This is a genomic window from Tabrizicola sp. (assembly GCF_022842145.1).
GTDB lineage: Bacteria > Pseudomonadota > Alphaproteobacteria > Rhodobacterales > Rhodobacteraceae > Tabrizicola.
Genome location: NZ_JALHQD010000006.1, coordinates 16,669 through 40,202, shown reverse-complemented (window position 1 = coordinate 40,202; position 23,534 = coordinate 16,669). Strand labels below are relative to the sequence as shown.

At 66.8% G+C, this 23,534-nt stretch carries 18 protein-coding genes; 3 read left to right on the top strand and 15 right to left on the bottom strand.

Annotated features, from left to right (window positions below; genetic code table 11):
* Nucleotides 1–10: 10 nt before the first annotated feature.
* Entirely contained in the window at nucleotides 11–3,334 is a 3,324-nt protein-coding gene (locus tag Q0C42_RS14390) for an efflux RND transporter permease subunit (RefSeq protein WP_295077205.1), read from the top strand.
* Between the two features lie 215 nt (nucleotides 3,335–3,549).
* Here the strand turns inward: Q0C42_RS14390 and Q0C42_RS14385 are convergent, their stop codons facing one another.
* The 13 genes from Q0C42_RS14385 to Q0C42_RS14325 all read right to left on the bottom strand — a co-directional run bounded on the left by Q0C42_RS14385 (nucleotide 3,550) and on the right by Q0C42_RS14325 (nucleotide 19,754).
* The gene (locus Q0C42_RS14385) at nucleotides 3,550–5,244 is read right to left on the bottom strand and encodes a hydantoinase B/oxoprolinase family protein (protein WP_295077203.1); all 1,695 of its coding nucleotides are present in this window, start codon (nucleotides 5,242–5,244) and stop codon (nucleotides 3,550–3,552) included.
* Nucleotides 5,241–7,262 carry a hydantoinase/oxoprolinase family protein gene (locus tag Q0C42_RS14380; protein WP_295077200.1) on the bottom strand — a complete coding sequence of 674 codons (2,022 nt, stop codon included), beginning with the start codon at nucleotides 7,260–7,262 and terminating at the stop codon, nucleotides 5,241–5,243. Before Q0C42_RS14380 ends, Q0C42_RS14385 begins: the two co-directional genes overlap by 4 nt.
* Before the next feature lie 32 nt (nucleotides 7,263–7,294).
* Nucleotides 7,295–7,993: an ABC transporter ATP-binding protein gene (locus Q0C42_RS14375; protein ID WP_295077198.1), complete on the bottom strand. Its 699-nt coding sequence runs from the start codon at nucleotides 7,991–7,993 to the stop codon at nucleotides 7,295–7,297.
* Nucleotides 7,983–8,687, bottom strand: a complete 705-nt coding sequence (locus tag Q0C42_RS14370) for an ABC transporter ATP-binding protein (RefSeq protein ID WP_295077195.1) — start codon at nucleotides 8,685–8,687, stop codon at nucleotides 7,983–7,985. The genes Q0C42_RS14375 and Q0C42_RS14370 overlap by 11 nt, the downstream gene beginning before the upstream one ends.
* A complete protein-coding gene (locus Q0C42_RS14365; RefSeq protein ID WP_295077774.1) occupies nucleotides 8,675–9,595 on the bottom strand; it encodes a branched-chain amino acid ABC transporter permease in 921 nt (306 codons plus the stop codon). Before Q0C42_RS14365 ends, Q0C42_RS14370 begins: the two co-directional genes overlap by 13 nt.
* Before the next feature lie 23 nt (nucleotides 9,596–9,618).
* Nucleotides 9,619–10,497, bottom strand: a complete 879-nt coding sequence (locus Q0C42_RS14360) for a branched-chain amino acid ABC transporter permease (RefSeq protein ID WP_295077192.1) — start codon at nucleotides 10,495–10,497, stop codon at nucleotides 9,619–9,621.
* A 101-nt stretch (nucleotides 10,498–10,598) separates the two neighbouring features.
* Nucleotides 10,599–11,873 carry an ABC transporter substrate-binding protein gene (locus Q0C42_RS14355; protein WP_295077189.1) on the bottom strand — a complete coding sequence of 425 codons (1,275 nt, stop codon included), beginning with the start codon at nucleotides 11,871–11,873 and terminating at the stop codon, nucleotides 10,599–10,601.
* A gap of 96 nt (nucleotides 11,874–11,969) precedes the next feature.
* Nucleotides 11,970–13,370 (bottom strand): hypothetical protein, encoded by a 1,401-nt coding sequence (locus Q0C42_RS14350; RefSeq protein ID WP_295077187.1) that lies wholly within the window; start codon nucleotides 13,368–13,370, stop codon nucleotides 11,970–11,972.
* Nucleotides 13,367–13,948 (bottom strand): amino acid synthesis family protein, encoded by a 582-nt coding sequence (locus tag Q0C42_RS14345; RefSeq protein ID WP_295077184.1) that lies wholly within the window; start codon nucleotides 13,946–13,948, stop codon nucleotides 13,367–13,369. The genes Q0C42_RS14350 and Q0C42_RS14345 overlap by 4 nt, the downstream gene beginning before the upstream one ends.
* The gene (locus Q0C42_RS14340; protein WP_295077181.1) at nucleotides 13,941–14,795 is read right to left on the bottom strand and encodes a UPF0280 family protein; all 855 of its coding nucleotides are present in this window, start codon (nucleotides 14,793–14,795) and stop codon (nucleotides 13,941–13,943) included. The genes Q0C42_RS14345 and Q0C42_RS14340 overlap by 8 nt, the downstream gene beginning before the upstream one ends.
* Nucleotides 14,786–16,216 carry a 6-hydroxynicotinate reductase gene (locus tag Q0C42_RS14335; protein ID WP_295077178.1) on the bottom strand — a complete coding sequence of 477 codons (1,431 nt, stop codon included), beginning with the start codon at nucleotides 16,214–16,216 and terminating at the stop codon, nucleotides 14,786–14,788. Before Q0C42_RS14335 ends, Q0C42_RS14340 begins: the two co-directional genes overlap by 10 nt.
* Nucleotides 16,213–18,930, bottom strand: a complete 2,718-nt coding sequence (locus tag Q0C42_RS14330; protein WP_295077175.1) for a molybdopterin cofactor-binding domain-containing protein — start codon at nucleotides 18,928–18,930, stop codon at nucleotides 16,213–16,215. The genes Q0C42_RS14335 and Q0C42_RS14330 overlap by 4 nt, the downstream gene beginning before the upstream one ends.
* A complete protein-coding gene (locus Q0C42_RS14325; RefSeq protein WP_295077171.1) occupies nucleotides 18,927–19,754 on the bottom strand; it encodes an FAD binding domain-containing protein in 828 nt (275 codons plus the stop codon). The genes Q0C42_RS14330 and Q0C42_RS14325 overlap by 4 nt, the downstream gene beginning before the upstream one ends.
* 97 nt (nucleotides 19,755–19,851) lie before the next feature.
* Here Q0C42_RS14325 and Q0C42_RS14320 point away from each other — a divergent pair, with 97 nt between their 5' ends.
* Nucleotides 19,852–20,271, top strand: a complete 420-nt coding sequence (locus Q0C42_RS14320) for a MarR family winged helix-turn-helix transcriptional regulator (protein WP_295077169.1) — start codon at nucleotides 19,852–19,854, stop codon at nucleotides 20,269–20,271.
* On the opposite strand, the gene Q0C42_RS14315 is transcribed toward Q0C42_RS14320, so the two are convergent.
* Nucleotides 20,243–20,887 (bottom strand): TetR/AcrR family transcriptional regulator, encoded by a 645-nt coding sequence (locus Q0C42_RS14315; RefSeq protein ID WP_295077167.1) that lies wholly within the window; start codon nucleotides 20,885–20,887, stop codon nucleotides 20,243–20,245. The two genes, Q0C42_RS14320 and Q0C42_RS14315, sit on opposite strands and share 29 nt — an antisense overlap.
* 121 nt (nucleotides 20,888–21,008) lie before the next feature.
* Between Q0C42_RS14315 and Q0C42_RS14310 the strand changes: the two genes are divergently transcribed.
* Entirely contained in the window at nucleotides 21,009–23,033 is a 2,025-nt protein-coding gene (locus tag Q0C42_RS14310; RefSeq protein ID WP_295077165.1) for an NADH:flavin oxidoreductase, read from the top strand.
* A gap of 9 nt (nucleotides 23,034–23,042) precedes the next feature.
* Here the strand turns inward: Q0C42_RS14310 and Q0C42_RS14305 are convergent, their stop codons facing one another.
* On the bottom strand, nucleotides 23,043–23,450 hold the full coding sequence (locus Q0C42_RS14305) for a Fur family transcriptional regulator (protein ID WP_295077162.1): 408 nt from the start codon (nucleotides 23,448–23,450) through the stop codon (nucleotides 23,043–23,045).
* Between the last annotated feature and the right edge of the window lie 84 nt (nucleotides 23,451–23,534).

The window sequence follows — 23,534 nt, the reverse complement described above, 5'->3', positions numbered from 1 at the left end:
GGACCGCGCCATGAACTTCTCCGCCTGGTCGATCCGCAATCCGGTCGCCCCCCTTCTCGCCTTCTTCCTGCTGATGGTCCTCGGCTGGCAAAGTTTCAATGCGCTGCCGATCACCCGCTTCCCGAACATCGACGTCCCTCTCGTCGCCGTCTCGGTCGGCCAGTCCGGCGCGGCCCCGGCGGAAATGGAAAGCCAGGTCACCAAGGAGATCGAGGACGCCGTTGCTGGCCTGACCGGCGCCAAGCGCGTGACATCGACCGTGACGGACGGGATTTCCACCACCGTCATCGAATTCCGCATGGAAGTGCCGACCGACAAGGCCGTCCAGGACGTCAAGGACGCCGTGGACCAGATCCGCGGCGACCTGCCCGGCGGGATCGAGGCCCCCATCGTCACCCGCATCGACGTCGAAGGCCAGGCGATCATGACCTTCTCGGTCACCGCCCCCGACCTGACGATGGAGGAAATCTCCTGGTTCGTCGACAACACCGTGACCCGCGCGTTGCAGGGCAAACCCGGCATCGGCCGCGTCACCCGCATCGGCGGGGCCGACCGTGAGATCAGGGTCGAACTCGACCCCGTGCGGCTGGACAGCTACGGCGTCACCGCCCAGGCCATCAGCGCCCAGATCGCCCAGACCAACGCCAACCTCGGTGCCGGCAAGGTGAACCTTGGCGAGGGTGAACAGGTGATCCGCACCCTGGGCGACCAGGGCACCGTGGAAAGCCTTGCCAATACGCCCATCGCCCTCCCGTCGGGCCGGTTCGTCAAACTGTCCGACCTCGGCCAGGTGGTCGACAGCTACGAGGAACTGAAAAGCTTCAGCCGCATCAACGGCGAGCCGGGCGTGACCTTCCTGGTCTTCCGCTCCAAGGGCGCGTCCGAGGTTTCGGTGGCCGAGATCACCAACGAAGTGGTCGCGGACCTGGCCCAGCAGCATCCGAACGTCGGCATCACGATGGTCGACGATTCCGTCTTCTACACCTACGGCAACTACACCAGCGCCATCCACACGCTTCTGGAAGGCGGCCTTCTTGCCATCCTCGTCGTGCTGGCCTTCCTCAGGAACTGGCGCGCCACGCTGATCTCGGCCATTGCCCTGCCGCTGTCTGCCGTCCCCACGTTCTTGCTGATGGACATGCTGGGCTTCTCGCTGAACCTGGTCAGCTTCCTCGCGCTGACGCTGGCGACCGGCATCCTCGTCGACGACGCCATCGTGGAAATCGAGAACATAGCCCGACACATCCGCATGGGCAAAACCCCCTACCGCGCCGCGATCGAGGCCGCGGACGAGATCGGCCTTGCCGTCATCGCCACCACCTTCACCATCGTCGCGGTCTTCGTCCCGGTCAGCTTCATGCCCGGCATCCCCGGCCAGTACTTCCGACAATTCGGCCTGACTGTCGCCATTGCCGTCCTCTTCTCGCTTCTGGTTGCGCGCCTGATCACGCCGATGATGGCCGCCTACCTGATGCGCACCAAGGACGCCCAGGGCCACGAGGACCAGAAGGACGGCGCGATCATGCGCGGCTATATCTGGCTTGTCCGCAACACGACCAAGGTCCGCCGCTCGTCCAAGCGTCGCTGGCTCGCGCTGCCGACCTACTACATCACCCTCGTCGTCGCGGTGATCGTGGTGATCTTCTCGGTCATCGCCATGCTGCAGGTCCCCGGCAGCCTCTTCCCGCCCGAAGACGAAAGCCGCATCGTGGTTTCGGTCGAACTGCCGCCCGGCTCCACGCTCGACGACACCGCCGCCACCACCGATGCGATGCGCGACATCGTGCAGGACATTGAGGGGGTGAAGTCCGTGCTTGTGATTGGCGGCTCGACCCCGCTTGGCGAACGCGACACCCGCCGCGCCACCTTCACCATCATCCTCGACCGTCTGGACAACGGGTTGCAGCGCAAGCTGATCGAACTGGGCGAGGCTCTGCCCGGAATCAACGCGCTGATCCCCGAAATCCCCTCCGAAGGCCGCATCCACCCGCAAAGCGCAATCGAGACCGAGGTTTTCGAGGCGCTGAAGACGATCCCCGACGTCCGCGCCTTCAAGGCCGCGACCATGGGCGGCGGCGCGCGTCCCTTCTCGTACGACATCCTGTCGGATGACGAAGACGACCTGAACCTCGCGATCCAGAAGATCGAAGAGGCGCTGCGGCAAGAGCCGATGTTCCTCAACACCTCGACCGAGGCTGCGCTGCCGCGTCCGGAAATCCAGATCACGCCGAAAGCCGACGAGGCCGCCCGTCTGGGCGTCACCGTCCAGCAGATCGCCTCGGTCGTCCGGGTCGCCACCATCGGCGATGTCTCGGCGGCGCTTGGCAAGCTGTCCATCGACAACCGGCTGATCCCGATCCGGGTGCAGCTGGACGAAGCCTCCCGCGACAACCTCGCGCGCATCTCGGCGCTGAAGGTGATGTCGTCGAACGGCCCCGTCCCCTTGGCTGCCGTCGCCACCGTCGAGGTCGCCGAAGGCCCCTCGGTGGTCAAGCGCCTGAACCGCCTGCGCGTCGCCACCCTGGGTGCCGACATCGCTCCCGGCTATGTGCTGGACCAAGCCACCGCCCGCTTCCAGGAACTGCTGCCGTCGCTGGGCCTGCCCGCGACCGTCCAGGTCACGCCCTCGGGCGACGCCGAGGTCCAGGCCGAGCTTCTGGGCAGCTTCCAGGGTGCGATGATCCTGGGTGTCCTACTGATGATGTTCGTGCTGATCCTTCTGTTCCACTCGGTCCTGCAGCCGATCACCATCATCTTCTCGCTCCTGCTGTCGGTGGGCGGGGTGGCCGCGGCGTTGATCATCACGCAGAACCCGCTGTCGATGCCCGTGCTGATCGGTATCCTGATGCTGATGGGGATCGTGGCGAAGAATGCGATCCTGCTGATCGACTTCGCCATCGAGATGCGGGTCCGCGGCATGGACCGGATCGAGGCGGTGATCGAGGCTGGCCACAAACGCGCCCGTCCCATCGTCATGACCTCCATCGCGATGTCCGCCGGGATGCTGCCCTCGGCCCTTGGCGTCGGCGAAGGGGGTGCTTTCCGCGCCCCGATGGCCATCGCCGTGATGGGCGGCATCATCGTCTCGACCGTGCTCAGCCTGGTCGTGGTGCCGTCGATGTATCTCGCGATGGACGACCTCTCACGCTTCTTCTCCTGGGTCCTTGGCCGCTTCCTCGGCAAGAAGGATGTCGAACCCGTGGCCCCCGACCCGCTGGTCATGGCCGACAATCTTGCGCGCAACCAGGTCGACGTGGCGCTCTTGCAGGGCCGGATCTCGCTCTTGGAAGAGGCACTGTCACGCAGGAAGGCCGGGCCCCACGCCGCCGAATAAGCCGCGCAGTGCCAGCACGATCCCTCGCCTTTCCCCGCACGCAAGCGGGCCAGGGCGGGGGGTCGGCGCGTCCTGCCTCGCAGGGTGGTTAACGGCTTATGGGATGCACGTGCGTATGCATGGAATGAATACGCCCTGTAGACGCACTGCAGATCGCCGGATTTGCAGCGCCTGGCGTCATTAAAACAGCGTTCTCAACGGCTTGGCCGACCAAGTCAGACGCCTCCGTCGGACCATCCCGGCCAGTGCCGCGCAGCCTCCTCCGCCGTGTAGCGCCCCAGCCGGACATCCTCGGCCACCAGCGCCGGATCACGCTTTTCCGGTGGGCCGTAGCCCCCGCCCCCCGGCGTCCTGACCCGCACCCGGTCGCCCGGTTTCAAGGCGATGTCCTGCGCCTTCGACAGATGCTCCGGCACCATGACCACGCCATCCCGGATCACCTCCACCCGGTTCACCGCACCGTCCTGGCCCCCCAGGGCCCCCTGCGGCCCGACCCGCCCGTGGTCCATGACAAACGACGCCCGGGCCTCACCGCGCAGCAGTTCGATCTCGTAGTCCACGCCAAAGCCGCCCCGGTGCTGCCCCGCCCCGCCCGACCCTTCGTGCAGCGCATAGCGGCGGTACAGGACGGGGTAGGTCTGCTCCATGATCTCGACCGGCGGGGCCTTGGAAATGCCGATGGTCGAACAGCCGTTGGCGATCCCGTCGCCTCCCGCAAAACCGCCATAGCCCCCGCCCGAGATCTGGTACATCACATAATCCCGGCCCTTTTCCGGGTCATGCCCACCCAGCCCGAAGTTGCCCGAGGTTCCCGCCGGGGCCGCGGTGACAGAGCCGGGGACGGCTTGCACAAGCGCCGCAAAGACCGCTTCGGCGATGCGCTGGCTGACCTCGGCCGCACAGCCGGAAACCGGGCGCGGATAGTGCGCATCCAGAAAAGTCCCTTCAATACCAACAACCTCCAGCGGCTCGAAGGCGCCCGCGCTGATCGGCACATCCGGAAAGATATGCCGCATCGCCAGGTAGACTGCCGACAGCGTCGTCGCCCGGACCGAGTTCATCGGCCCCATGCAGGGTTTCGACGACCCCGCGAAATCGAAGGTCAGCTGGTCGCCCGCCTTCGTCACCGCCAGCGCGATCGTCAGGGGTTCGTTCACCACCCCGTCGCTGTCCACGATGGCGGTGGCCCGATAGACACCCTCCGGGATCAGCCCGATCATCGCCCGCATCTGCTTGGCCGCCAGCCTGCGCATCTCGGCAATCGCGTCAGTCACCGTCGCGTCGCCATACCGGTCCAGCAGCGCCCCCAGCCGCTCTGCCCCGACCAGCAATGCCGAGGCCTGAGCCTTCACATCGCCGATCCGCTGCTCGGACACCCGGATGTTGGAACAGATGATCTGGTAGATTTCCTGGTCCAGCATTCCCTGTTTGAACAGCTTCACCGGGGGCAGGCGCAGTCCTTCCTGCTCGGCACTGATCGCGCTGGCGCTGAACCCGCCCGGAACCGCCCCGCCGGTGTCGGGCCAGTGGCCGGTGTTCGACAGCCAGCAGTAGATTTCCCCCGCCCGCCAGACCGGCATGGCAAAGCGCACGTCCATCAGATGCGTGCCACCCAGATAGGGGTCGTTGACGATGTAGATGTCACCCGGCTGCGGTGCCGCCGTGATGCCGGAACGGATGCGCTCCAAAATCGTCGCGGTCGAGAACTGCATCACTCCAACAAAGACCGGCAACCCTTTGGAACCTTGGGCAATAAGGCTTCCGTCGCTTGCCGAATAGATCCCGTCGGACCGGTCGTCCGCCTCCGCAATCACCGGAGAGAAGGCTGCCCGCGAAAACGTCAGGTCCATCTCGTCACAGACCTGCTGAAGCCCTGCCTGGATGACGGCAAGCGTGACGGGATCGATCATGTGCCTACCTCGACGATCAGGTTGCCATCCGCGTCCTGTGTTGCCGTCGATCCGGGATCCATCACGATGGTCGTATCCATTTGCTCAATGATCGCCGGGCCTTGCAGGGTGATCTTCAACGGGAGGTGGTCCCGCCAGTAAATGGGCGTGTCATGCCAGCCACCGAACCAGACCTTCCGGGTGCTGGCTGGCCGGGCCCTTTCCCGCCGCCCCGCCGGATCGATCAGCCGCGACAGGTCCAGTGCCGGACGCTCTCCGATGACCGACACGTTCAGGTTCACCAGGTTTGCCCGGATCGTCGGCAGGTCCACGCGGAAGCGGGTGTGATAGGCCGCCTCAAACAGGCGCTGCAATTGGTCGCGCGACGGGTTTCCTGAGGGCAGCCGCACCCGCAGAAGATGCGTCTGGCCCACGAACTGCATGTCTGCGGAATACTCGGCGCGCACCGTGGTCAGCGCGATCTTCTCCAGCCCGATCAGACGCCGCCCCTCGGCCTCCTGCGTGGCAAGGACCCCGTGGACGTCGCCCATGTCCACCACGTCAAGCGGGCGGTTCAGGGTGCGGACGAAGTCGTGGCGCAGGTCGGCCACCACGCAGCCGAGGGCGTTGGTGATACCGGGCCGGGCGGGGATCAACACCTTGGGAACGTTCAACTCCCTGGCCAGTGCCACGGCATGCAGCGGCCCCGCCCCTCCGAAGGCAAAAAGGGCAAAGTCGCGCGGATCGGCCCCGAGCGAGATCGAAACCATCCGGATCGCCCCGGCCATGTGGGTGTTGGCGATGCGGACCACCGCTTCCGCGGCCTCTTCCACCGACAGCCCCAGCGGCGCGGCAATCTGGTCCCGCATCGCGCGATGCGCCGCCTCGACCGCCTGGCCGAAGCGGTCGGCGGGCAAGCGACCGAGGATCAGGTTCGCGTCCGAAATCGTGACCCGAGTCCCCCCACGGCCATAGCAGACCGGGCCTGGCGTCGATCCCGCGCTTTCCGGCCCCACCCGCAGCATGCCGCCCGCATCGATCCTGGCGATGGAACCGCCCCCGGCCCCGACGGTGCGCACATCCACCATCGGCACATGGATCGGCATGGCATATTCGACCTCGATCTCGTTCGAGACGGGCGCAATGCCATTCCGGATCATCGCCACATCGGTGCTGGTGCCGCCCATGTCATAGGTCAGGAGGTTCGCCATCCCCGCCCTGCGGCCCGTCGCAACCGCCGCCATCACGCCCGAGGCGGGACCGGACATCACGGTCTTGACCGCTTCCTTCGCCACGTCCTTTGCGGCCACCATCCCGCCATTGCCGTTCATCACCAGAAGGTCGCGCCGGTAGCCCTTCGCGGCCAACTCTTCAGCCAGGCGCGCCACGTAGCGTTCCAGCAGCGGCTGGACCGAGGCGTTGACGGCCGCGGTCACGCCACGTTCGTACTCGCGGGATTCGGACAGCAGAGCATGGCCCAAGGTGATGTAATCATTGGCCCATATCTGACGCGCAATCTCGGCCGACCGTAGCTCGTGCGCGGGGTTGGCATAGGCGTGGAGAAAATGGATCACCAGCGCCTCGCAGCCCTGATCCCGCAATTGCGTGACGGCAGTGCGCAGGGCGGCCTCGTCCAGCGGCGTCAGGACGCGGCCACGGGCATCCATCCGCTCGGGGACTTCCAGCCGCAGGTCGCGCGGGATCACCGGCGTGAAGTGGCCGTGCATCCCGTAGGCCTGCGGACGGGTGCGGCGGCCAAGCTCCAGCACGTCGCGGAATCCGGCCGTGGTGATGAGACCGGTGTTCGCAAGCTGACGCTCCAGCACCGCGTTGGTCGTGGTGGTCGTGCCGTGGACGATCAGGTCGACCTGCGAGAGATCATCGGTCCCCGCCGCATCGAAGGCCGCCAGCACGCCGCCCGACTGGTTCGGCAACGTGGTCGGGACCTTGGCCAGCCGGACCTCCCCGGTCGACGGATCGAAGATCGCAAGGTCCGTGAAGGTGCCGCCCACGTCGACACCTGCGACAAGGCCCGTCATGCGCGCCCCCGGCGGTCAGCTTTACGCGTCATTCACACCCCCACATAGGTCCGGAACGCTGGATCGCCGGCCACAAGTCCCGCCGCATCCCGCGTCTCGGCGATCCGGCCCGCGACCATGAACGCCACCCGATCTGCCAGTTTCAGCACTGAATCCACGCGCTGCTCCACCAGTACGACCGCCACGCCCTGGCCCTTCAGCGTGACAATCGCGTCCTGAATGAGGGCGATGATCGAAGGTTGCAGCCCCTCGGTCGGCTCATCCAGAAGCAGGACCTTGGGCTCAAGGCACAGCGCGCGGGCAATGGCGAGCATCTGCTGTTCACCACCCGACAGGGTGCCAGCGACCTGGCCAAGGCGGTCGCGGAGCCGGGGAAACAGAGTCAGCACCTCGTCCAGCCGCGCGGGGTCGTTGCGACGGACCAGGCCACCGACGGCAAGGTTCTCGGCCACGGTAAGTGGGCCGAACAGGCGGCGGCCCTGCGGAACGAACGCCAAGCCGCACCTTGGCACCTGATGTGCGGGCAGGCCGTGCAGCGGCTGGCCGTTAAGGGAGATGGTCCCGGCCGTCGCTGGAAGAAGTCCCATCAAGGCTTTGAGGAACGTGGATTTTCCCACGCCGTTCCGACCCATCAGGCAGGTGATCCGCCCCGGCTCGGCCCGGAAATCGACCCCGCGAAGTACGGTGACCGGCCCGTAGCCTGCGGTCAGACCCTGAACGTCAAGCGCCAAGATAGGCCTCCTGGACAGACGGGTTGGCCCGAATCTCGGCAGGGGTCCCCGAGGCGAGAACGCGGCCAAAGGTCAGCACCGTGATCCGGGTGGCGAGGTCCATCACCACCTCCATGTTGTGTTCGATCAGAAGGACGGTGGTCGCGGGGACCAGGCTGCGGACCAGGTCCTTGAAGCCTTGGATCTCGCTGGCGGCCAGGCCCTGGGTCGGCTCGTCCAGGATCAGAAGCTTCGGGTTCAGGGCCAGCCCCATCGCCAGTTCCAGAAGCCGCTGGTGGCCGTAAGACAGGGTCTGTGCCTCCTGCTCCTCCAGCCCCTCAAGCCCCACGCGCGCCAGGGCGGCGAGGGTCTTCCCGGACAGGTCCGATACGCCCTGCGACTGGACGGCCAATGCCACGTTGTCGAAGACCGAAAGGCGCGGGAAGATCGAGGTGATCTGGAAGGTATAGGCAATGCCCCTGCGGACCCGGAGGTGGGCGGGAAGTCGGGTGATGTCCTCTCCTGCCAGATGGATGGTTCCCGACTGCGGCAGACGGCGACCGGAAAGAAGGCTGACGAAGGTCGTCTTGCCAGCGCCGTTCGGGCCGATGAGACCGTGGATTTCCCCGGGCTGCAGGGTGAAGTCGACCCCGTCCACAGCCTTGAGGCCACCGAAGTGCAGCGCAAGGTTCCGGCTTTCGATCAGGGCAGCCATCTGACCCACCTTTCGCGGATCGTGCCCAGGATGCCCTTCGGCGCGAAAAGGACAAGAACGACCAGCGCCGCCCCGACGATGAACTGGTGCGCGGTGGTGATGCCCGTCGCGGCCTCGATCAGCGCGAACATCAAAAGCGCGCCCAGGAAGGGTCCGAGGGTTGTCCCCGCCCCGCCCAGAAGCACGTAGAGCATGGGCAGGATGGAATACTGGATCGTGGCGAAGCTGGCACCGACATAGCCGAAGAGGATCGCGTAGGCGGCCCCCGCGGCCCCGGCGTACAGGCCAGAAATGGTAAGCGCAGCAAGCTTCACGGTGAAGGGGTTGTAACCAAGCATCCGGGACCGCTCTTCGTTCTCGCGCATGGCGACCATCGTTCTGCCGAAGGGCGAACGAACCAGGGCAAGGCTGGCAAGAAGACCCACGGCGAAGATCATCAGCGCGGCAAGGAACCGGGGCGTGTCGGTGGAAAGGTCGAAGCCCATGAGGGTGCGGCTGGTGGCGACCACGGCAAAGCCGTCATCCCCGCCGGTGACCGGGGCGAAGTAGAGCAGTGTCAGATATCCGGCCTGGGCGAACATCAGGGTGACGATCATGAAGCTGACACCCGCCGTGCGCAGCGCCAGAAGGCCGAGCGCTGCGGCAACAAGGCCGCCTCCGGCGATGCCCGCGATGAAGGCGGGACCGGCGCTCCAGCCCCAAAGCTGGGCCGGCAGGCCCGCGGCATACATCCCGGCGCCGAGAAGGAGGGCATGACCAAGGCTTAGGAGGCCGGTGTAGCCAAAGGCAAGGTTGTAGCCCATCGCGAAGACCGCCAGCACCATGATCCGGGACAGGTTTGTCACGTTGTAGGGCGACAGCCAGTACTGCGCGGAGAACAACACCGCCAGCAGTGCCAGGTGCAGCATCCAGACCTTGCTGCTGTTCCCCGTCACGCCTTCGCTCCGAACAGGCCCTGAGGGCGGAAGACGAGGACCATCGCGACCAGAAGCGTGGCAAGGATCTTGGCAAGCGTCGGCGTGAAGAACATCGAGATCACGCCGTCGGAAAGGCCGATCACAAGGGCGGCGATCAACGTGCCGCGCAAAGAGCCAAGGCCACCGATGATCACCACGATGAACGAAAGCAGCAGCGGGTCATGACCCATCAGGTATTGCGCCTGCTGGATCGGGACGACCAAGACGCCCGCCAGTGCGGCAAGCCCTGCGCCAAGCGCGAAGGTGCCCATGTAGACACGGTCGACGTTGATCCCAAAAGCCTGCGCCGTGGTGCGGTCCACTTGCGTGGCGCGCATCACGAGGCCCGCCTTAGTGCGGTTCATGAAAAGCCATAGCGCCAGAAGCACCATTCCGGCCGCGAAGACGACGAACAGCTTGTAGCCCGAATACCCGAACCAGGGCAGCTGGATGCGCCACTCGAAGGGGGCGGTGACAGGGTTGGCATTGGGTCCGTAAAGCGAGAGCGCAGCCTGCTGGAGGATGTAGAGCAGGCCGATGGTGGCCACGATGGTCGCCTCGGGGTCGTAGTTCAGCCGCTTCAGGATCAACCCATCTGCGGCAGCGGCGAGCGCGGCCACCAGGAGCGGGGCGATGATGACGGCGGCGAGGAAGGCCAGCGCAGGCGGGCCGGGGATCATGGTGGTCACGGCCCAGGCAAGGACTGCTCCCAGCATGTAGAACTCGCCATGCGCCACGTTGACGACCCGCATGACGCCGAAGACCAGGCTTAGCCCGGCGGCTGCCAGCGCCAGCACGGCGGCAGTTACAAGGCCCTCCATCAGGGCAAGGAGCAGGAAGGGTCCGAAGGCCATGCTTGTCCGTGGATGGGGAAGGTGGGCGGACTGCCCACCCTGCGCTGGCGGCAAAGTAGGGTGGGCGATGCGCCCACCCCGGGATTGTCAGAAGGCGATCGTCAGAAGTACATCGTCGTGTAGTCGACCGCGTCCTCGTACATCCCCTCGTCAATGGTCGTGGTATGGACCTTGACCAGCTTGCCGCCTTGCACCTGGCTGATGTGCTGCGCCCCGAAGACCTGGTGGGTCTTCCCGTTGAAGCGCTTGGCACCCTGCGGCCGTTCGATGCCGTAGGGCAGATCGGTGATCGCCTCCATCGCCTCGACCAGTTTCTGCCGGTCAGCCGGGCCGGTGTAGCCCGAGGCCTCCATCGCCTGCTTGATGAAGTAGAGCGTCTCCCAGGTCGAGAACATGTGGCTGTAGGTCGACACATCCGCCGCATCGCTGACCGAAGCGCCGTTGTCGTCCACCCCCACGGCGGCGCGGTAGTGGCCCTCGTGCTCACCGGCGTCGGCGGCCTTCACGCGCGGATGGGCCTCCCAGAAGTGACTGCCTTCCAGAAACTCCAGGCCCGGCGTCGCGGTGTCCACGGCCTCCAGGCTGTCGATGAAGCCGAAGAGCGCTGGCTTTGCGCCGGTCCCGTAAAACTCGCCCAGTTCCTTGACGAAGGTCAGGACGGCCGGGCCGACCATGACGTGATAAAGCACCTCGGTTTCCGCCGGGATCTGCGGGAAGTAGCGGGTGAAGCTGGTTTCCGTCGGCGGCACCGCGATCTGGGCGACGACCTCGCCGCCCTGGGCCTGGATCGCGGCGGTGAAGAAGTCGCGGTGGTCGTGGCCGAAGGCGTAGTCCGGGAAGACCATCGTCACCTTCTTGCCAAGGTTGGCCGCCACCCAGGGTGCCATCGTCGAGATCTGCGCGCGCACGTCGGTGATGCCGGGCTGCAGCGTCCAGCGGTTCAACGCGCCGGAGGCGACGTGGTAGCCCTCGGAACAGACGAGGTAGGGCACCTTCAGCTCACCGGCGCGGGGCGCGGACCCCATGACAACATGGCTGAACAGCGTCCCCATCACCAGATCGCAGCCATCGGACTGGGTAAGCTTGTCCACCACTTCCGATCCGCGCTTGGGGTCGGTGGCATCGTCCTCGAACAGGATCTCCACCGGGCGACCAGCGATGCCACCCGCATCGTTGATCGCTTTCAGCGCGGCCTGGGCGGTCCGCTCGTACCAGCGGCCATAGGCGGCACCGATGCCGGTCCGATGCAGTTGGAAGCCGATCTTGACGGGCGCTGCCTGCGCCGCGACATAGCCCGGCAGTGCGGCGGTCAGAAGCCCTGCGCCCCCGGCCATCAGAAGACCGCGGCGGGTAGGATGAAGCAATCCGTTCGTCATGTCCGTCTCTCCACTGTTGCGGCCTCTGGTCGGGCCATTGGTTGTCATTGGGGCGCCACGTCCCCGGGATTGTCCAGTCGTTTCATCCGGTTCTGGTCATCCGGTTCTGGCCGTGGACAGCAGCCATAGACCCAGGACGGTATACCCCACCATGAGGACCGTCATCGGCAGATGGGCAAGGGGACGTGCCCCCTGCCCCGCAAGTTTCAGTCCCAGCAGCACTGCCAGGAGATGCGCCCCCAGGATCGCGGCGAACTGGAGGCCGTAGATCACCGGCATCACCCGCGGGTCCGTGAGGAACCCGAATGAGACGAAGAAGGGCGGCAGGCCCAGCCAGCTGTCCCCGGTCATCAGGGGATCGTTCAGCGCGGCCAGCGTATACTGCCCGGCGGTCAGCAGCATCACGAGGTAGTGGGCCGCGTGATAGCCCGCCGCGATGGCAAGGAAGGACAGCATCACCGGCCCGGTGGCGAAGCCGCCACCAATGCGGCGCCCCAGCAGGATCGCCCCAAGGATCAGGCCCAGCGTCAGCACCCAGATCGCCAGAAGCCCAGCGGTGTTTACCCACATCACGGCGCTGCGACCCGTCGGCTCCAGCGGGTTCTCACCGATCAGCGCCTGCCACCAGAAGGTCTCGGCCAGCCCGTCGAAGGTCAGCGCGGCAAGGGCCAGACTTACGAAGACCACGGCCGAGGCCGAGAGCGGCGGCATGGCCAGGACCTGGGACCCCGGCCAGCCGCGCATGAGCCGGGTCCTGGGTCCCTCGGTCACGTGCCAAAGCGGTGCGACCTTGGCGATGAACGAGAACAGGACGGTCAGGAACTCGCCGGTTTCCAGCCAGTCTTCACCCTCCAGCACGGCGAGAAGGAAGATGACTGCCCAATAGGTCAGCGCCACCTTCGCCAGGACGGCTGGATCATCGGGATAAAGCGAGACCATCTGGAACCAGACGAAGCCCGCATAACCGGCGACCGCGGGCCAGTGGCCAAGGCGGGCAAGGCCGATGCTGCCCGTGCGGCCAAGCAGCGTGCGCGCGATGCGGACCGGGCCGGTCCAGGGACTGAGCGACCGCCAGAGGTTGCCCAGCAGCATCGACCCAAGCGGGACCGCGATCCAGACCCCGGTCCAGAAGACCAGCGTCATCAGATTGTGCATCGGGTCGCGGTCGCCATAAAGGCCGATGAAGACAAGACCTAGGAACGCCAGGAACGACAGGTAAGAGGTCAGCGACAGAGGCAGCAGGACGCGCCGCTCCCAGACCTGGCGCGGTGCCATGACCGGCAGGCGGTGGACGGCGACGCCCATGATCGCGGTCAGCGCGACGGTCAGTGCAGCGGCGGTGATGTAGTGGCCGGTCGGCAATGTCAGGATAACCGAAGGCGGCAGTGCGCAGGCGAAGGCAAGGCCGGGGGCCAGCAGAAAGGCAAGACCGCCTGCCCCCAAAGCTTTCCAGACCCTGGTACAAAATCCGTCGAAGGATCTTGGTGCGCGTGTCACCTCAGACCGTCCTCCCCCTTGACCTGGTCGATCTCCAGCCCGCCCATCCGGCTGTGGACCCGGCCCCCGCGCGCCATGCCAAGCGCGAAAAGGACCTCGTTCGCCCGCGGCCCGTCCGGGCAGGCCAGCGTGATGGCATCGAAGCGTGAACGGACATAGGCCGCATTCAGATGTCCAAGCGGCAGGTCCAGCGGGCTGCCCATGCCCCCCACCTTCATCACGCTGGGAACGATGGCGCGGCATTCGCCCAGCCGTTCGCGCATCCCATAGCCGCCCGCGACATGCCAGAGCGCGCCATGTTCGCTTTCGCCGCCTTCGCCCACGATGGCCCCCTTGCCATAGGCGTCGATTCCTTCGCGCCCGCCAAGAAGGGCTACAAGCCGGTCGGTCAGGTCCAGCGCCAACGGCTTGAGGTCCTCCATCGCGGGCTGGAGATCCGGAACGTAGCGTCCGGCAAAGGGGTTGGCACAGATCGCATAGATCGCGCCCCGCACTGGCGGGGGGGTCACCAGGGGCCCGCCCTCGTGCCGGATCTCCTCCAGCTGCATGACGATCTTCCGGACTGCAAAGTCAGCCACTTGCGTTCCCTTTCTCAAGCGCCAGCGCGCCCGTCATCCCGCACTCACCCTGCAGGAAAAGCGCCGCCCCTTCAATCAATCCGCGCGCCCGGAAGTCTTCCGCAGCCTGCAGGCCGGCCCTCAGGGCCGCGGCCCGTTCTGCTGGCGTCAAAACCGGCACCGCGGCCGTGACCAAGCGGTCGCCAAGATCGCTGTCGCACTGCACCTCACGCGCTGCACGCCGGAGGATGCCGGGATGGTCCAGGTTCACCGCATTGGCCACCATCGTCGCCGCCGCGTCCGCCTCGGCCGCCGTCCGCGCCACCACCGTCACCGCATCCGCGATCCCAAGCGAGAAGCTGCGCCCTCGCCAGCCGGAGGTGGCAATTCCACGGACCGGGTCGCTGGCCCCGACCGTCACCTGGTCCAGCCCACCCGTCGCCGCCAGAGCGCAGGTCAGCCTTTCGCCGGAAGCCAGCCACAACGCGATGTCGCCGCCGTTATTGGCATAGGCGCGGCGTATCCCCGGCCCGGTCAGAGCCATGACGATCTCGTCGGCCACCGCCCCCGCGACCGCGGCCATCGGAGTGATGAAAACCGGGCGGAAGGGCGCGACCGCCAGGGCCATGCGGCGCGCGATCCGTCCAGAGACCGGGGCGTCTTCGGCGCGCAGGTCGGGCAACTCGGCAACCAGGTCTTCAAGCACGGTCGAAAAGCGGCTGGCCGCGCGGGCATAGGCGGCGCGAACTGCGGGGGGTTCCCCAAAAGCCTCGGCGATGATGTCGATGGGGCCATGCTGAAGATGAAGCCGCCCCCCCGGCAGCAGAGCAGCGACGGCACCTTGGACGCGGGTTGCTCTTACGGCCATGGCTGCACCCTAGCCGAAGTCGGATACTCACCACCCTCGGCGAGCGACTGGTCGAGGGTGCGGATGCTCTCCTCATGCCCGCCCATCGCAAGATATTCCATACGTGGAAGCGTGAATTCCAGAGGTGCGACCAGTGCGGGGGTGGGCACATAGCCGAAGGCGCCCTTGGGCAGACGCGTGACGTCGACCATGAAGGTGATCCCGCCGCCGGGCCAGACCCAGGTCTGGGCCCCGCCGCTGGTCAGCCGGGTGACGCCGGCCTGGACCGACCGCGTAAGTCCCACCGGGTTCTTCGCCACCCCGGCGCGCAGCGACCCGCCCGCTCCGCCGACGAACAGCACGGTGCAGAGCGACGGTTCGCAATTCTCGTCAATCAGTTCGACGGTCTTCCTCAGGTTCTGCGGCAACTCCTGCGCGACGGGCCGCAGGTTCTGGTCCAGGACGTAATAGGCGTACTGCTCGCCCGTGGTGGAAACCATCAAGAGCCGCAGGCCCGGCCGCGCGCCCTTCTTGGGGTCCCACTCGCCCAATATCTCCAGCGGGTCGGTCAGGCGGGTTCCGCCCCAGCCTTGCCCCGGTTCGGAGACCTTGAAATAGCGCCCCGGCGTCGAGCGGTGGCCCTTGATCCGGATACCCGACGGCGGCCAGCCGATCACCTTGCCTGCCTGATGCTCGCTGACGACGCCGGTGATATGGTCGTCGACCACCACCACCTCGTCCACCAGCCCCTGCCACTGGACCGCAAACATCCCGATGGTGGCAGAGCCGCAGCCGACCCGCATCCGACGCTCTCGGGTCCCGTCCACGACCGGGGCTTCCCCTGCCTGCACCACGACGGTGGACCCCCCGTCGACGGTCATTTCCACGGCCTCGGCGTTGCAAAGCGCCAGCATCGCCGCGCAGGTCACCCGGCCCTCGGCCTTGCTGCCGCCGGTCAGGTGATGCACCCCGCCAAGGCTCAGCATCTGGCTGCCGTATTCGGCGGTCGTGACATGGCCAACCGGTTCGCCCTCGACCCGCACTACAGCGCCCTCGGGGCCAAGGAACCGGTCGGTGTCGATCTTCACCTTGACCCCGCAATAGGAGAAGATCGCCTCGGTCACGACGGTGACCATGTCGGCGCCCTCGACCAGGGACGAGACGATGAAGGGCGCGGGCTTGTAGTCGGGGTAGGTCGTCCCGGTGCCGATTCCGGTGACGAAAGCGTCCGCCGGAACCGGGCTTCCGTCCCAGTCGCGCGCCGCAAAGGGCACGACGCGGCCTCCGGCTTCGACCGTATGCGACAGCATCACCACGGGGTCGGTCCGCACGATCCGGCCTGCCTCGTTGGCATAGCGATCACAGGCCCCGGTCTGCCCCGGCGCGATGTAGCACATCACCGGGCAGGCATCGCAGCGGATCTTTTCGGGCGCGTCGGTCATCGGAAACGCCCCTTGCCGGCGTCGGAAGCAGCCCCAGGAGAAAGATCCTGCGTCGCCTCCAGCACCCGGTGCGGAAGCGCGGGGACGCGGGTGATCTCGGCCCCGATGGCGTGGCGGATCGCGTTCAGGATGGCGGGGGCGGTCGGGATCAGGACGTGCTCGCCCAATCCCTTGGCACCGAAGGGACCTTCGGGATCAGGGACCTCGATCAGCAGGCTTTCGATGGGCGGCGCATCGCCGAAGGTCGGGATCAGGTAGTCGTGCAGGTTTTCGGTCCGGGCGGGGAGGTATTCCTCCATCAGCGCCATGCCGATGCCTTGTGCGATACCGCCCTCGATCTGACCCCGGACCAGCATCGGGTTGATCGCGCGTCCCACGTCATGCGCAGCCGTGATCTTCAGCAGGCGGATGGTGCCAAGCGCCGGGTCCACCTCCAGTTCCACCATCTGCGCGCCGTAGCCGTAGACCGCATAGGGCGCGCCCTGCCCGTTCTTGTCCAGAGGAGAGGTCGGCGGGTCGTAGGTCGCCTCGGCGCTCAGCACGTAACCCAGGGCGTTGGGCAGGAGGGTGGCCAGGTCGATCCGGGCCGTGGTCCCCCGGTCCCGGACGGTCAGCGTCGTGGCGTCCAGCGCCAGAGTCGCTCCCTCTCCCGCATTGGCACGGCGCAGGATTTCCGTGCGCAGACCTTCGGCCGCGGCTTTGGCCGCGCGGCCCGTGACGTAGGTCTGCCGGCTGGCAGAGGTCTTGCCGGCGTCCGGGGTCAGCGCCGTGTCCGGTCCGACAAGGCGGAAAGCGGTCACCGGCACGCCAAGTGCTTCGGCCGCGATCTGGGCAATGACGGTGTTCGATCCCTGGCCGATGTCGGTCGCGCCCTGGTGCAGGACAACAAGACCATCGGGCGACAGCCCAATGCGGATGGTCGAGGGGTTCGGCAGCGCGGTATTGCCGCAGCCGTACCAGCAGGAGGCGACGCCGACGCCCCGGCCCTTTCTGCCCGCCGCCTCGGCCAGGGCACGGGCCCAGTGGGGTTTGAGCGCAATCAGGCAGTCGTGGATGCCAACAGCGCGCAGCACCTGCCCCGTTGCCGAGGCATCACCGTCCCGCAAAGCGTTTCGCAAGCGGAACTCCAGCCGGTCGATGCCCGCCGCGTCGGCGAGACGGTCGAAGAGCGTCTCTTGCCACAGCGCGCCTTGCGGCACGCCAAAGCCGCGGAATGCGCCGGAGACCGGACCGTGGGTATGGATGGCGCGGGCCTTGGCGGTGATCGCGGGCGTCAGGTACGGCCCCGAGACGTGGACCGGCACCCGGTTCGCCACGGTCGGCCCCCAACTGGAATAGGCACCGGTGTTGAAACGACCCTCGAACTCCACCCCCGTGATCCGGCCTTCCGCGTCGCAGCCGATCCGGCCCCACATCTCGGCCGGGTGGCGCTTGGTGGTGGAGGTCATGCTTTCCTGGCGGCTGTAGACCATCCGGCAGGGCCGCCCGGTCTTGAGCGTGACCAGCCCGATCAGCGGCTGCAAGGAGATGTCGAGCTTCGATCCGAAGCCCCCGCCGGTGGCCGAGGGGATGATCCGAACCCGCTCCAGCGGAAGCCCCAGGATCGCGGCGGTATCTTCGCGGTCCATGCCGGGGGCCTGGGTGCAGGCGCGGATGACGAGGGTGTCGTCGTCCATCCAGGCAGCGCCCGCCTCAGGTTCGATGTAGGCGTGTTCGACGAAGGCGGTGGTCATGCGGCCTTCGACAACATGCGCGCTGGCGGTAAGGGCGGCAGCAGCGTCCCCCTTTTGCACCCTGCCTTCGACCAGAAGGTTACCGGGTCGGCTCAGGTGGATCGGAGGGCCAACCTCAGCCGCTTCGGTTCGGTCCAGTGGGGCCAGCGGCACCCAGCTGATCGGAAACGCGGAAAGGTCCGGGTCGACACCCGGATCAAACGCCACCAGGGCCACGCATTCCCCCCGGAAGCGGGCGGGCGAGGCGGCGATGGCGGGTTGGTCGGCATAGGGCGGGATGACGGAAAAGGCATTGCGGCCGGGGATGTCCGATGCGGTGAATACCGCAGCCACGCCGGGCCGGGCGCGGAAGGTTGCAAGGTCGCCAATCGCGAATTCGGCATGCGGATGGGGCGAACGGATGGCCTTTACGATCAAGGCCCCGTCCGGCCATTCGTCCGCCCCGAAGCTGTCGCCCGCGACCTTGGCCGCTCCGTCCAGACGGCGGACACTGGTTCCGATGCCGCCCGCCGGTGCCTCCGGCGGCTGGGCCTCCACCGCTGCCCCCGCCGCCACCACCGCCGCGATGATGCTGCGGTAGCCGGTGCAGCGGCAAAGGACGCCGCCAAGCGCCTGCTCAACCTCGGCCTCCGAGGGCCGGTCGTTGCGCGTCAGCAGATCGGCGGCGGTCAGAAGCATCCCAGGCGTGCAGATGCCGCATTGCGCCGCCCCGTGAGCCAGGAAACTGGCGCGCAGGCGGGTCAACTCGGGCGTCTCACCCTCGACGGTGGTGACGGCTCGGCCAGTGACCCGCGCGGCGGGCGTAAGACAGGCGCAGACCGCTGCGCCGTCCAGAAGGACGGTGCAGGCCCCGCAATCGCCAGCGTCGCAGCCGACCTTCGTGCCGACCTTGCCCAGTCTCTCGCGCAGGGTGTCGGACAAACGCTCCGTCGGTGGAGCCTCCACTTCGACCTGCGCGCCATTCAGGGAAAAGCGGATCATGCCAAGGCCCCGGCCACAGCCCGACGCACAAGCTCGGTCGCCGCCGCAAGCCGATAGGCGGCCGTTGCCCGCACATCGTCTATGGGGGCCAGCGCCACCGTCACGTCCGCCGCCTGAACCCGGTCCAAGGCCTCGGCCACGGTGGCACCCCGCAGCGCCGCCTCGACCGCAGGAAGCCGGACCGCCACCGGGGAACAGGCCCCGACCGCCACGGTCGCATCGACCACCCGACCGGCTTGCACCACCACCCGCGCCGCGACCATGGCGATCGAGATCACCAGATGTGACCGCGCCCCAAGCTTGACGAAGGCCGACCGGCCCTGCAGTCCGCTTTCCGGGATCAGGATCGCGGTCACGACCTCGCCGGGGCTTAGCGCCGTGCGCCGCGGACCTTGCAGGAACGCCTCCAGCGCCAGCCGCCGCGTCCCCTGAGCCGAGGCCAACTCCACCTTTGCGCCCAAGGCCATCAGGGGCGGCACGCCATCCGCCGCGGGAGAGGCGTTGCAGAGATTGCCACCGATGGTCCCCGCGTTCTGGATCTGGCGGCCTCCGATCTGCCACGCGGCCTGTTGCAGGGCGCGCAGGGCTGGCGGCAGGTCCGCCTCTGCGATCGCGGTCCAGGAGGTCGCAGCACCGATCCGCAGGCCGTGACCCGTCTGCAGTCCGCAAAGCTCGGGAACGCCCGTCAGGTCGACGACCGCCCCTGCCAATGCAGCGCCCGCCCCCGGATAAAGGTCGGTCCCCCCGGCAAGGACAGACACCCTGCCCCGGCCCATCAGCCGAAGCGCATCGGTCAGCGTCTGTGGTCGGGCATAGTCCGGCACGGGAGCCCCGAATTCATTTGTGTAACAACAGACTGTGGTCTCGGCGGGATTCTGTCAACGTCCTTGCGCCAATCAACCGCAAGTCGTATCGCGAAGCATGACCGATGCCAAATCCTATCGCCTCGACGACCAGATCGGCTATGTCCTGCGCCGGGTGACGCAGCGACATCTCGCGATCTTCGCCGCCGCAATCCCCGAAGTGACGACGACCCAGTTCGCCGTGCTCGCACGGCTGGCCGAGATCGGCCCGCAGTCGCAGAACCACCTTGGGCGCGAGACGGCAATGGACGCGGCGACCATCAAGGGTGTCGTGGACCGGTTGGCCAAGCTGGGCCTTGTCGCGACCAATGCCGACCCCGCCGACCGCCGGCGCCTGACCGTCAGCCTGACCGAAGCAGGCGAACGGCTTTTCGCCGATCGGGTGCCCACCGCCCTCAGCGTTTCGGCGGACACGGTTTCGCCTTTGACGCAAGACGAGGCCCGGCTTCTCAAGGACCTGCTGATGCGCCTGACCTGACGGCGTGCCGTGCCTGGAAGGCCGCCACCTCTTCCTGGGTCGGCGCAACACCCGAGAAGGTCAGCACATAAGCCGGGATGCGCCCCATCCGGACGTCAAAGCTTTCCTGCGACCGCAGGGCAATATAGCCCACCTGAGTGAGATACAGCGCCCGCGCGCGGGTGTCGGCTTGAGTGTCATCATATCCGAAGCGGCGGAACAGCACGGTAATCGCGGCAATCCGCACCGTATCGGCCTCGGTCATCGCCTGCTCGACCGCTCGATCGGTCAGAGCCCAGGTCCGCATCGCGAATTCCAGCCTGCTGTCGAACAACTGGGGGTCGATCCAGCAATCCACAAGGTTCAGCATCGCTTCTGCAATCGTCGCAGCCGGCGCTTCGCACTGCGCGACGAGATTGCCGGTATTCTTCGCCCGCCAACGCTCGACCAGGCCAGTCAGCAGCGCCTCGCGGTCGGGAAAGTGCCAGTAAAAGCTGGTGCGCGACAGGCCCAGCCGTTCGGCAAGGGGCATCACCTTGACCGCTTCGACCCCACCCTCGACCAGAAGGTCATAGGCCGCCTCCAGCCAGAGATCCGGCGTTCCACGCCAGCCGCGTTCGGTCTTTTGCGTGTTCATACCGCTGACCTAACCATTCCGGATCGCACCGCACAAGGCGGATCAGAACAAACTCGACACATGTGTCAAGTTTTGCGATAGTCGCCGCAGATCCCGATTCCCCATCACACAGGCCGGTCTCATGTCGAACGATCCGCTCCTCCAGCCCTACCAGTTGAAACACCTGACGCTGCGCAACCGGATCATGACGACCAGCCACGAGCCGGCCTATGGCGACGACGGGATGCCAAAGGATCGCTATCGGCTTTACCATCTGGAGCGGGCGAAGGCCGGGGTCTCGATGGTGATGACCGCGGGTTCGGCCAGCACCAGCCGCGACAGCCCGCCGGTTTTCTCCAACCTCCTCGTCTGGAAGGACGAGATCGTGCCGTGGATGAAGCAGCTGGCCGACGACTGCCACGAGGCGGGCGCGGCGGTGATGATCCAGCTGTCGCATCTTGGCCGCCGGACGCGCTGGGACAAGGGCGACTGGCTGCCCGTGGTCTCCTCTACCCACGAACGCGAACCGGCCCACCGCGCCACGCCGAAACCGGCCGAGGACTGGGACATCGCGCGCATCATCCGCGACTATGTCGATGCCGCCGAACGGATGCAGGCGGCGGGTCTCGACGGAATCGAGATCATGTGCCACGGCCACCTGCTTGACCAGTTCATGTCGCCCCTGACCAACACCCTTGACGCGCCGTACGGCGGCAGTTTGGAAAACCGCGCACGCCTGACGATGGAAATCCTCGCCGCGATCCGCAAGCGGGTCGGCAACAAGATCATCATCGGCATGCGGTACGGCGTCGACGAGATGGAGCCGGGTGGGATCGACATCGAGGAAGGCGTTGCGATCGGCAAGATCTTCCGCGACTCGGGTCTGGTGGACTACCTGAACGTCAACCGCAGCCGGATCCATACCGATCCGGCGATGACCGATCTGATCCCGGTCCAGGGAATGCGATCGGCGCCGCACCTGGATTTCGCGGGCCGCATCAAGGCCGAGGTCGGCATGCCGACGCTGCACGCCGCCCGCATCCCCGACGTGGCGACAGCGCGTCACGCGGTGGCGACGGGCCAGGTCGACATGGTGGGAATGACGCGGGCCCACATGGCGGACCCTCACATCGTCCGCAAGATCGTCGAAGGCCGCGAGAACGACATCCGGCCTTGCGTTGGCGCAACCTACTGCCTGGACCGGATCTACCAGGGAGGCATGGCGCTTTGCATCCACAACCCCTCAACCGGGCGCGAAGCGACCCAGCCGCACGAGATCGCGAAGGCCGAGGTGCGGAAGAAGGTCGTGGTGGTCGGTGCCGGCCCGGCGGGGCTTGAGGCCGCGCGGGTGGCTGCCGAGCGGGGGCATTCAGTGGTGGTCTTCGAGGTTGCAGATCGACCAGGTGGGCAGGTGCGGCTGACCTCGCAGCTGAAACGGCGCGCCGAGATGATCGGAATCATCGACTGGCGGCATGCGCAATGCACGGCGAAAGGGGTGGAGTTCCGCTTCAACACCTGGGCCGAGGCGGAGGACGTGATGGCCGAAAAGCCCGACGTGGTCGTGATCGCGACAGGGGGCCTTCCGACGACCGGTCTGCTGGCCGAGGGGAACGACCTTGTCGTCTCGGCCTGGGACATCCTGTCGGGCGATGCAAAGCCGGGAACGAACGTGCTGATCTATGACGACGCGGGCGACCATGCGGCCTTGCAGGCGGCGCAGATCATCGCGGAGTCCGGCGCGAAGGTCGAGGTCATGACCCGCGACCGCAGCTTCTCGCCCGAGGTGATGGGGATGAATCTGGTCCCCTACATGCGCGCGTTGCAGGACAAGGCGGTGACCTTCACGGTGACCTACAAGCTGGACGCGGTGCGCCGGGCGGGGAACCAGCTGGAGGCGGTGATCGGGTCGGATTACATGAAGCTCGACCGGACTGCGGTCTTTGACCAGGTGGTGGTGAACGGCGGGACGCAGCCGCTGGCGGACCTCTACTTCCACTTGAAGCCGCAGTCGGGCAACAAGGGCGCGGTGGACTACGACGCGCTGATCGAGGGGCTGGCGCAGCCTGCGGTGGAGGGGTTCCAGCTCTTCCGGATCGGCGACGCGGTCGAGGCGAGGAACACGCATGCGGCGATCTATGATGCGCTGCGGTTGGTGAGGACGGTCTGAGGGTCGGGGCTAAAGCTTCTTCCGGCAGTAGAGTTCCATCCGGTGATGGACGATATCGTAGCCAAGCTCGGCTGCGATTTCGCGCTGGAGCTGTTCGATCTTTTCGGACCGGAACTCGGTGATCTGGCCGGTGTCGAGGTCGACGATGTGGTCGTGGTGGGGGGCGTCGGCGACCTCGTACCGCGCGCCGCCGTTTTCCAGGGCAAGCCGCAGGACGACGCCTTCGCGTTCCAGAACCGAGAGGGTGCGGTAGACGGTGGCGAGGGAGAGGCTGTCGTCGAGGGTCCGCGCCCGGCGGTGCAGTTCGGCGGCGTCGGGATGGTCTTCGGCTTCCGTGAGGACCTTGAGGAGCGTCTCCCGCTGGCGGGTCACGCGGACTCCGGTGTCGCGGAGGGCCTGGGTGGGGTTCGCTTTCATGGGCCGATGGTAGCGGGGGGTTGGGGTCCGGTCAAACGCTTGGGGTGCCCGCGCGCGGGGCGGTGGGGGCCGCAAAGGATTCCA

Bases quoted from the DNA above. Each gene is read 5' to 3' on its own strand.
- Q0C42_RS14330 (WP_295077175.1), bottom strand. From the start codon at position 18,930: ATGATCCGCTTTTCCCTGAATGGCGCGCAGGTCGAAGTGGAGGCTCCA.
- Q0C42_RS14310 (WP_295077165.1), top strand. From the start codon at position 21,009: ATGTCGAACGATCCGCTCCTCCAGCCCTACCAGTTGAAACACCTGACG.
- Q0C42_RS14380 (WP_295077200.1), bottom strand. From the start codon at position 7,262: ATGACGGGCCTTGTCGCAGGTGTCGACGTGGGCGGCACCTTCACGGAC.
- Q0C42_RS14340 (WP_295077181.1), bottom strand. From the start codon at position 14,795: ATGGCCGTAAGAGCAACCCGCGTCCAAGGTGCCGTCGCTGCTCTGCTG.
- Q0C42_RS14365 (WP_295077774.1), bottom strand. From the start codon at position 9,595: ATGCTGCACCTGGCACTGCTGGCGGTGTTGTTCTCCGCGCAGTACTGG.
- Q0C42_RS14370 (WP_295077195.1), bottom strand. From the start codon at position 8,687: ATGGCTGCCCTGATCGAAAGCCGGAACCTTGCGCTGCACTTCGGTGGC.
- Q0C42_RS14385 (WP_295077203.1), bottom strand. From the start codon at position 5,244: ATGATCGATCCCGTCACGCTTGCCGTCATCCAGGCAGGGCTTCAGCAG.
- Q0C42_RS14360 (WP_295077192.1), bottom strand. From the start codon at position 10,497: ATGGCCTTCGGACCCTTCCTGCTCCTTGCCCTGATGGAGGGCCTTGTA.
- Q0C42_RS14355 (WP_295077189.1), bottom strand. From the start codon at position 11,873: ATGACGAACGGATTGCTTCATCCTACCCGCCGCGGTCTTCTGATGGCC.
- Q0C42_RS14315 (WP_295077167.1), bottom strand. From the start codon at position 20,887: ATGAACACGCAAAAGACCGAACGCGGCTGGCGTGGAACGCCGGATCTC.
- Q0C42_RS14335 (WP_295077178.1), bottom strand. From the start codon at position 16,216: ATGACCGACGCGCCCGAAAAGATCCGCTGCGATGCCTGCCCGGTGATG.
- Q0C42_RS14320 (WP_295077169.1), top strand. From the start codon at position 19,852: ATGACCGATGCCAAATCCTATCGCCTCGACGACCAGATCGGCTATGTC.
- Q0C42_RS14390 (WP_295077205.1), top strand. From the start codon at position 11: ATGAACTTCTCCGCCTGGTCGATCCGCAATCCGGTCGCCCCCCTTCTC.
- Q0C42_RS14305 (WP_295077162.1), bottom strand. From the start codon at position 23,450: ATGAAAGCGAACCCCACCCAGGCCCTCCGCGACACCGGAGTCCGCGTG.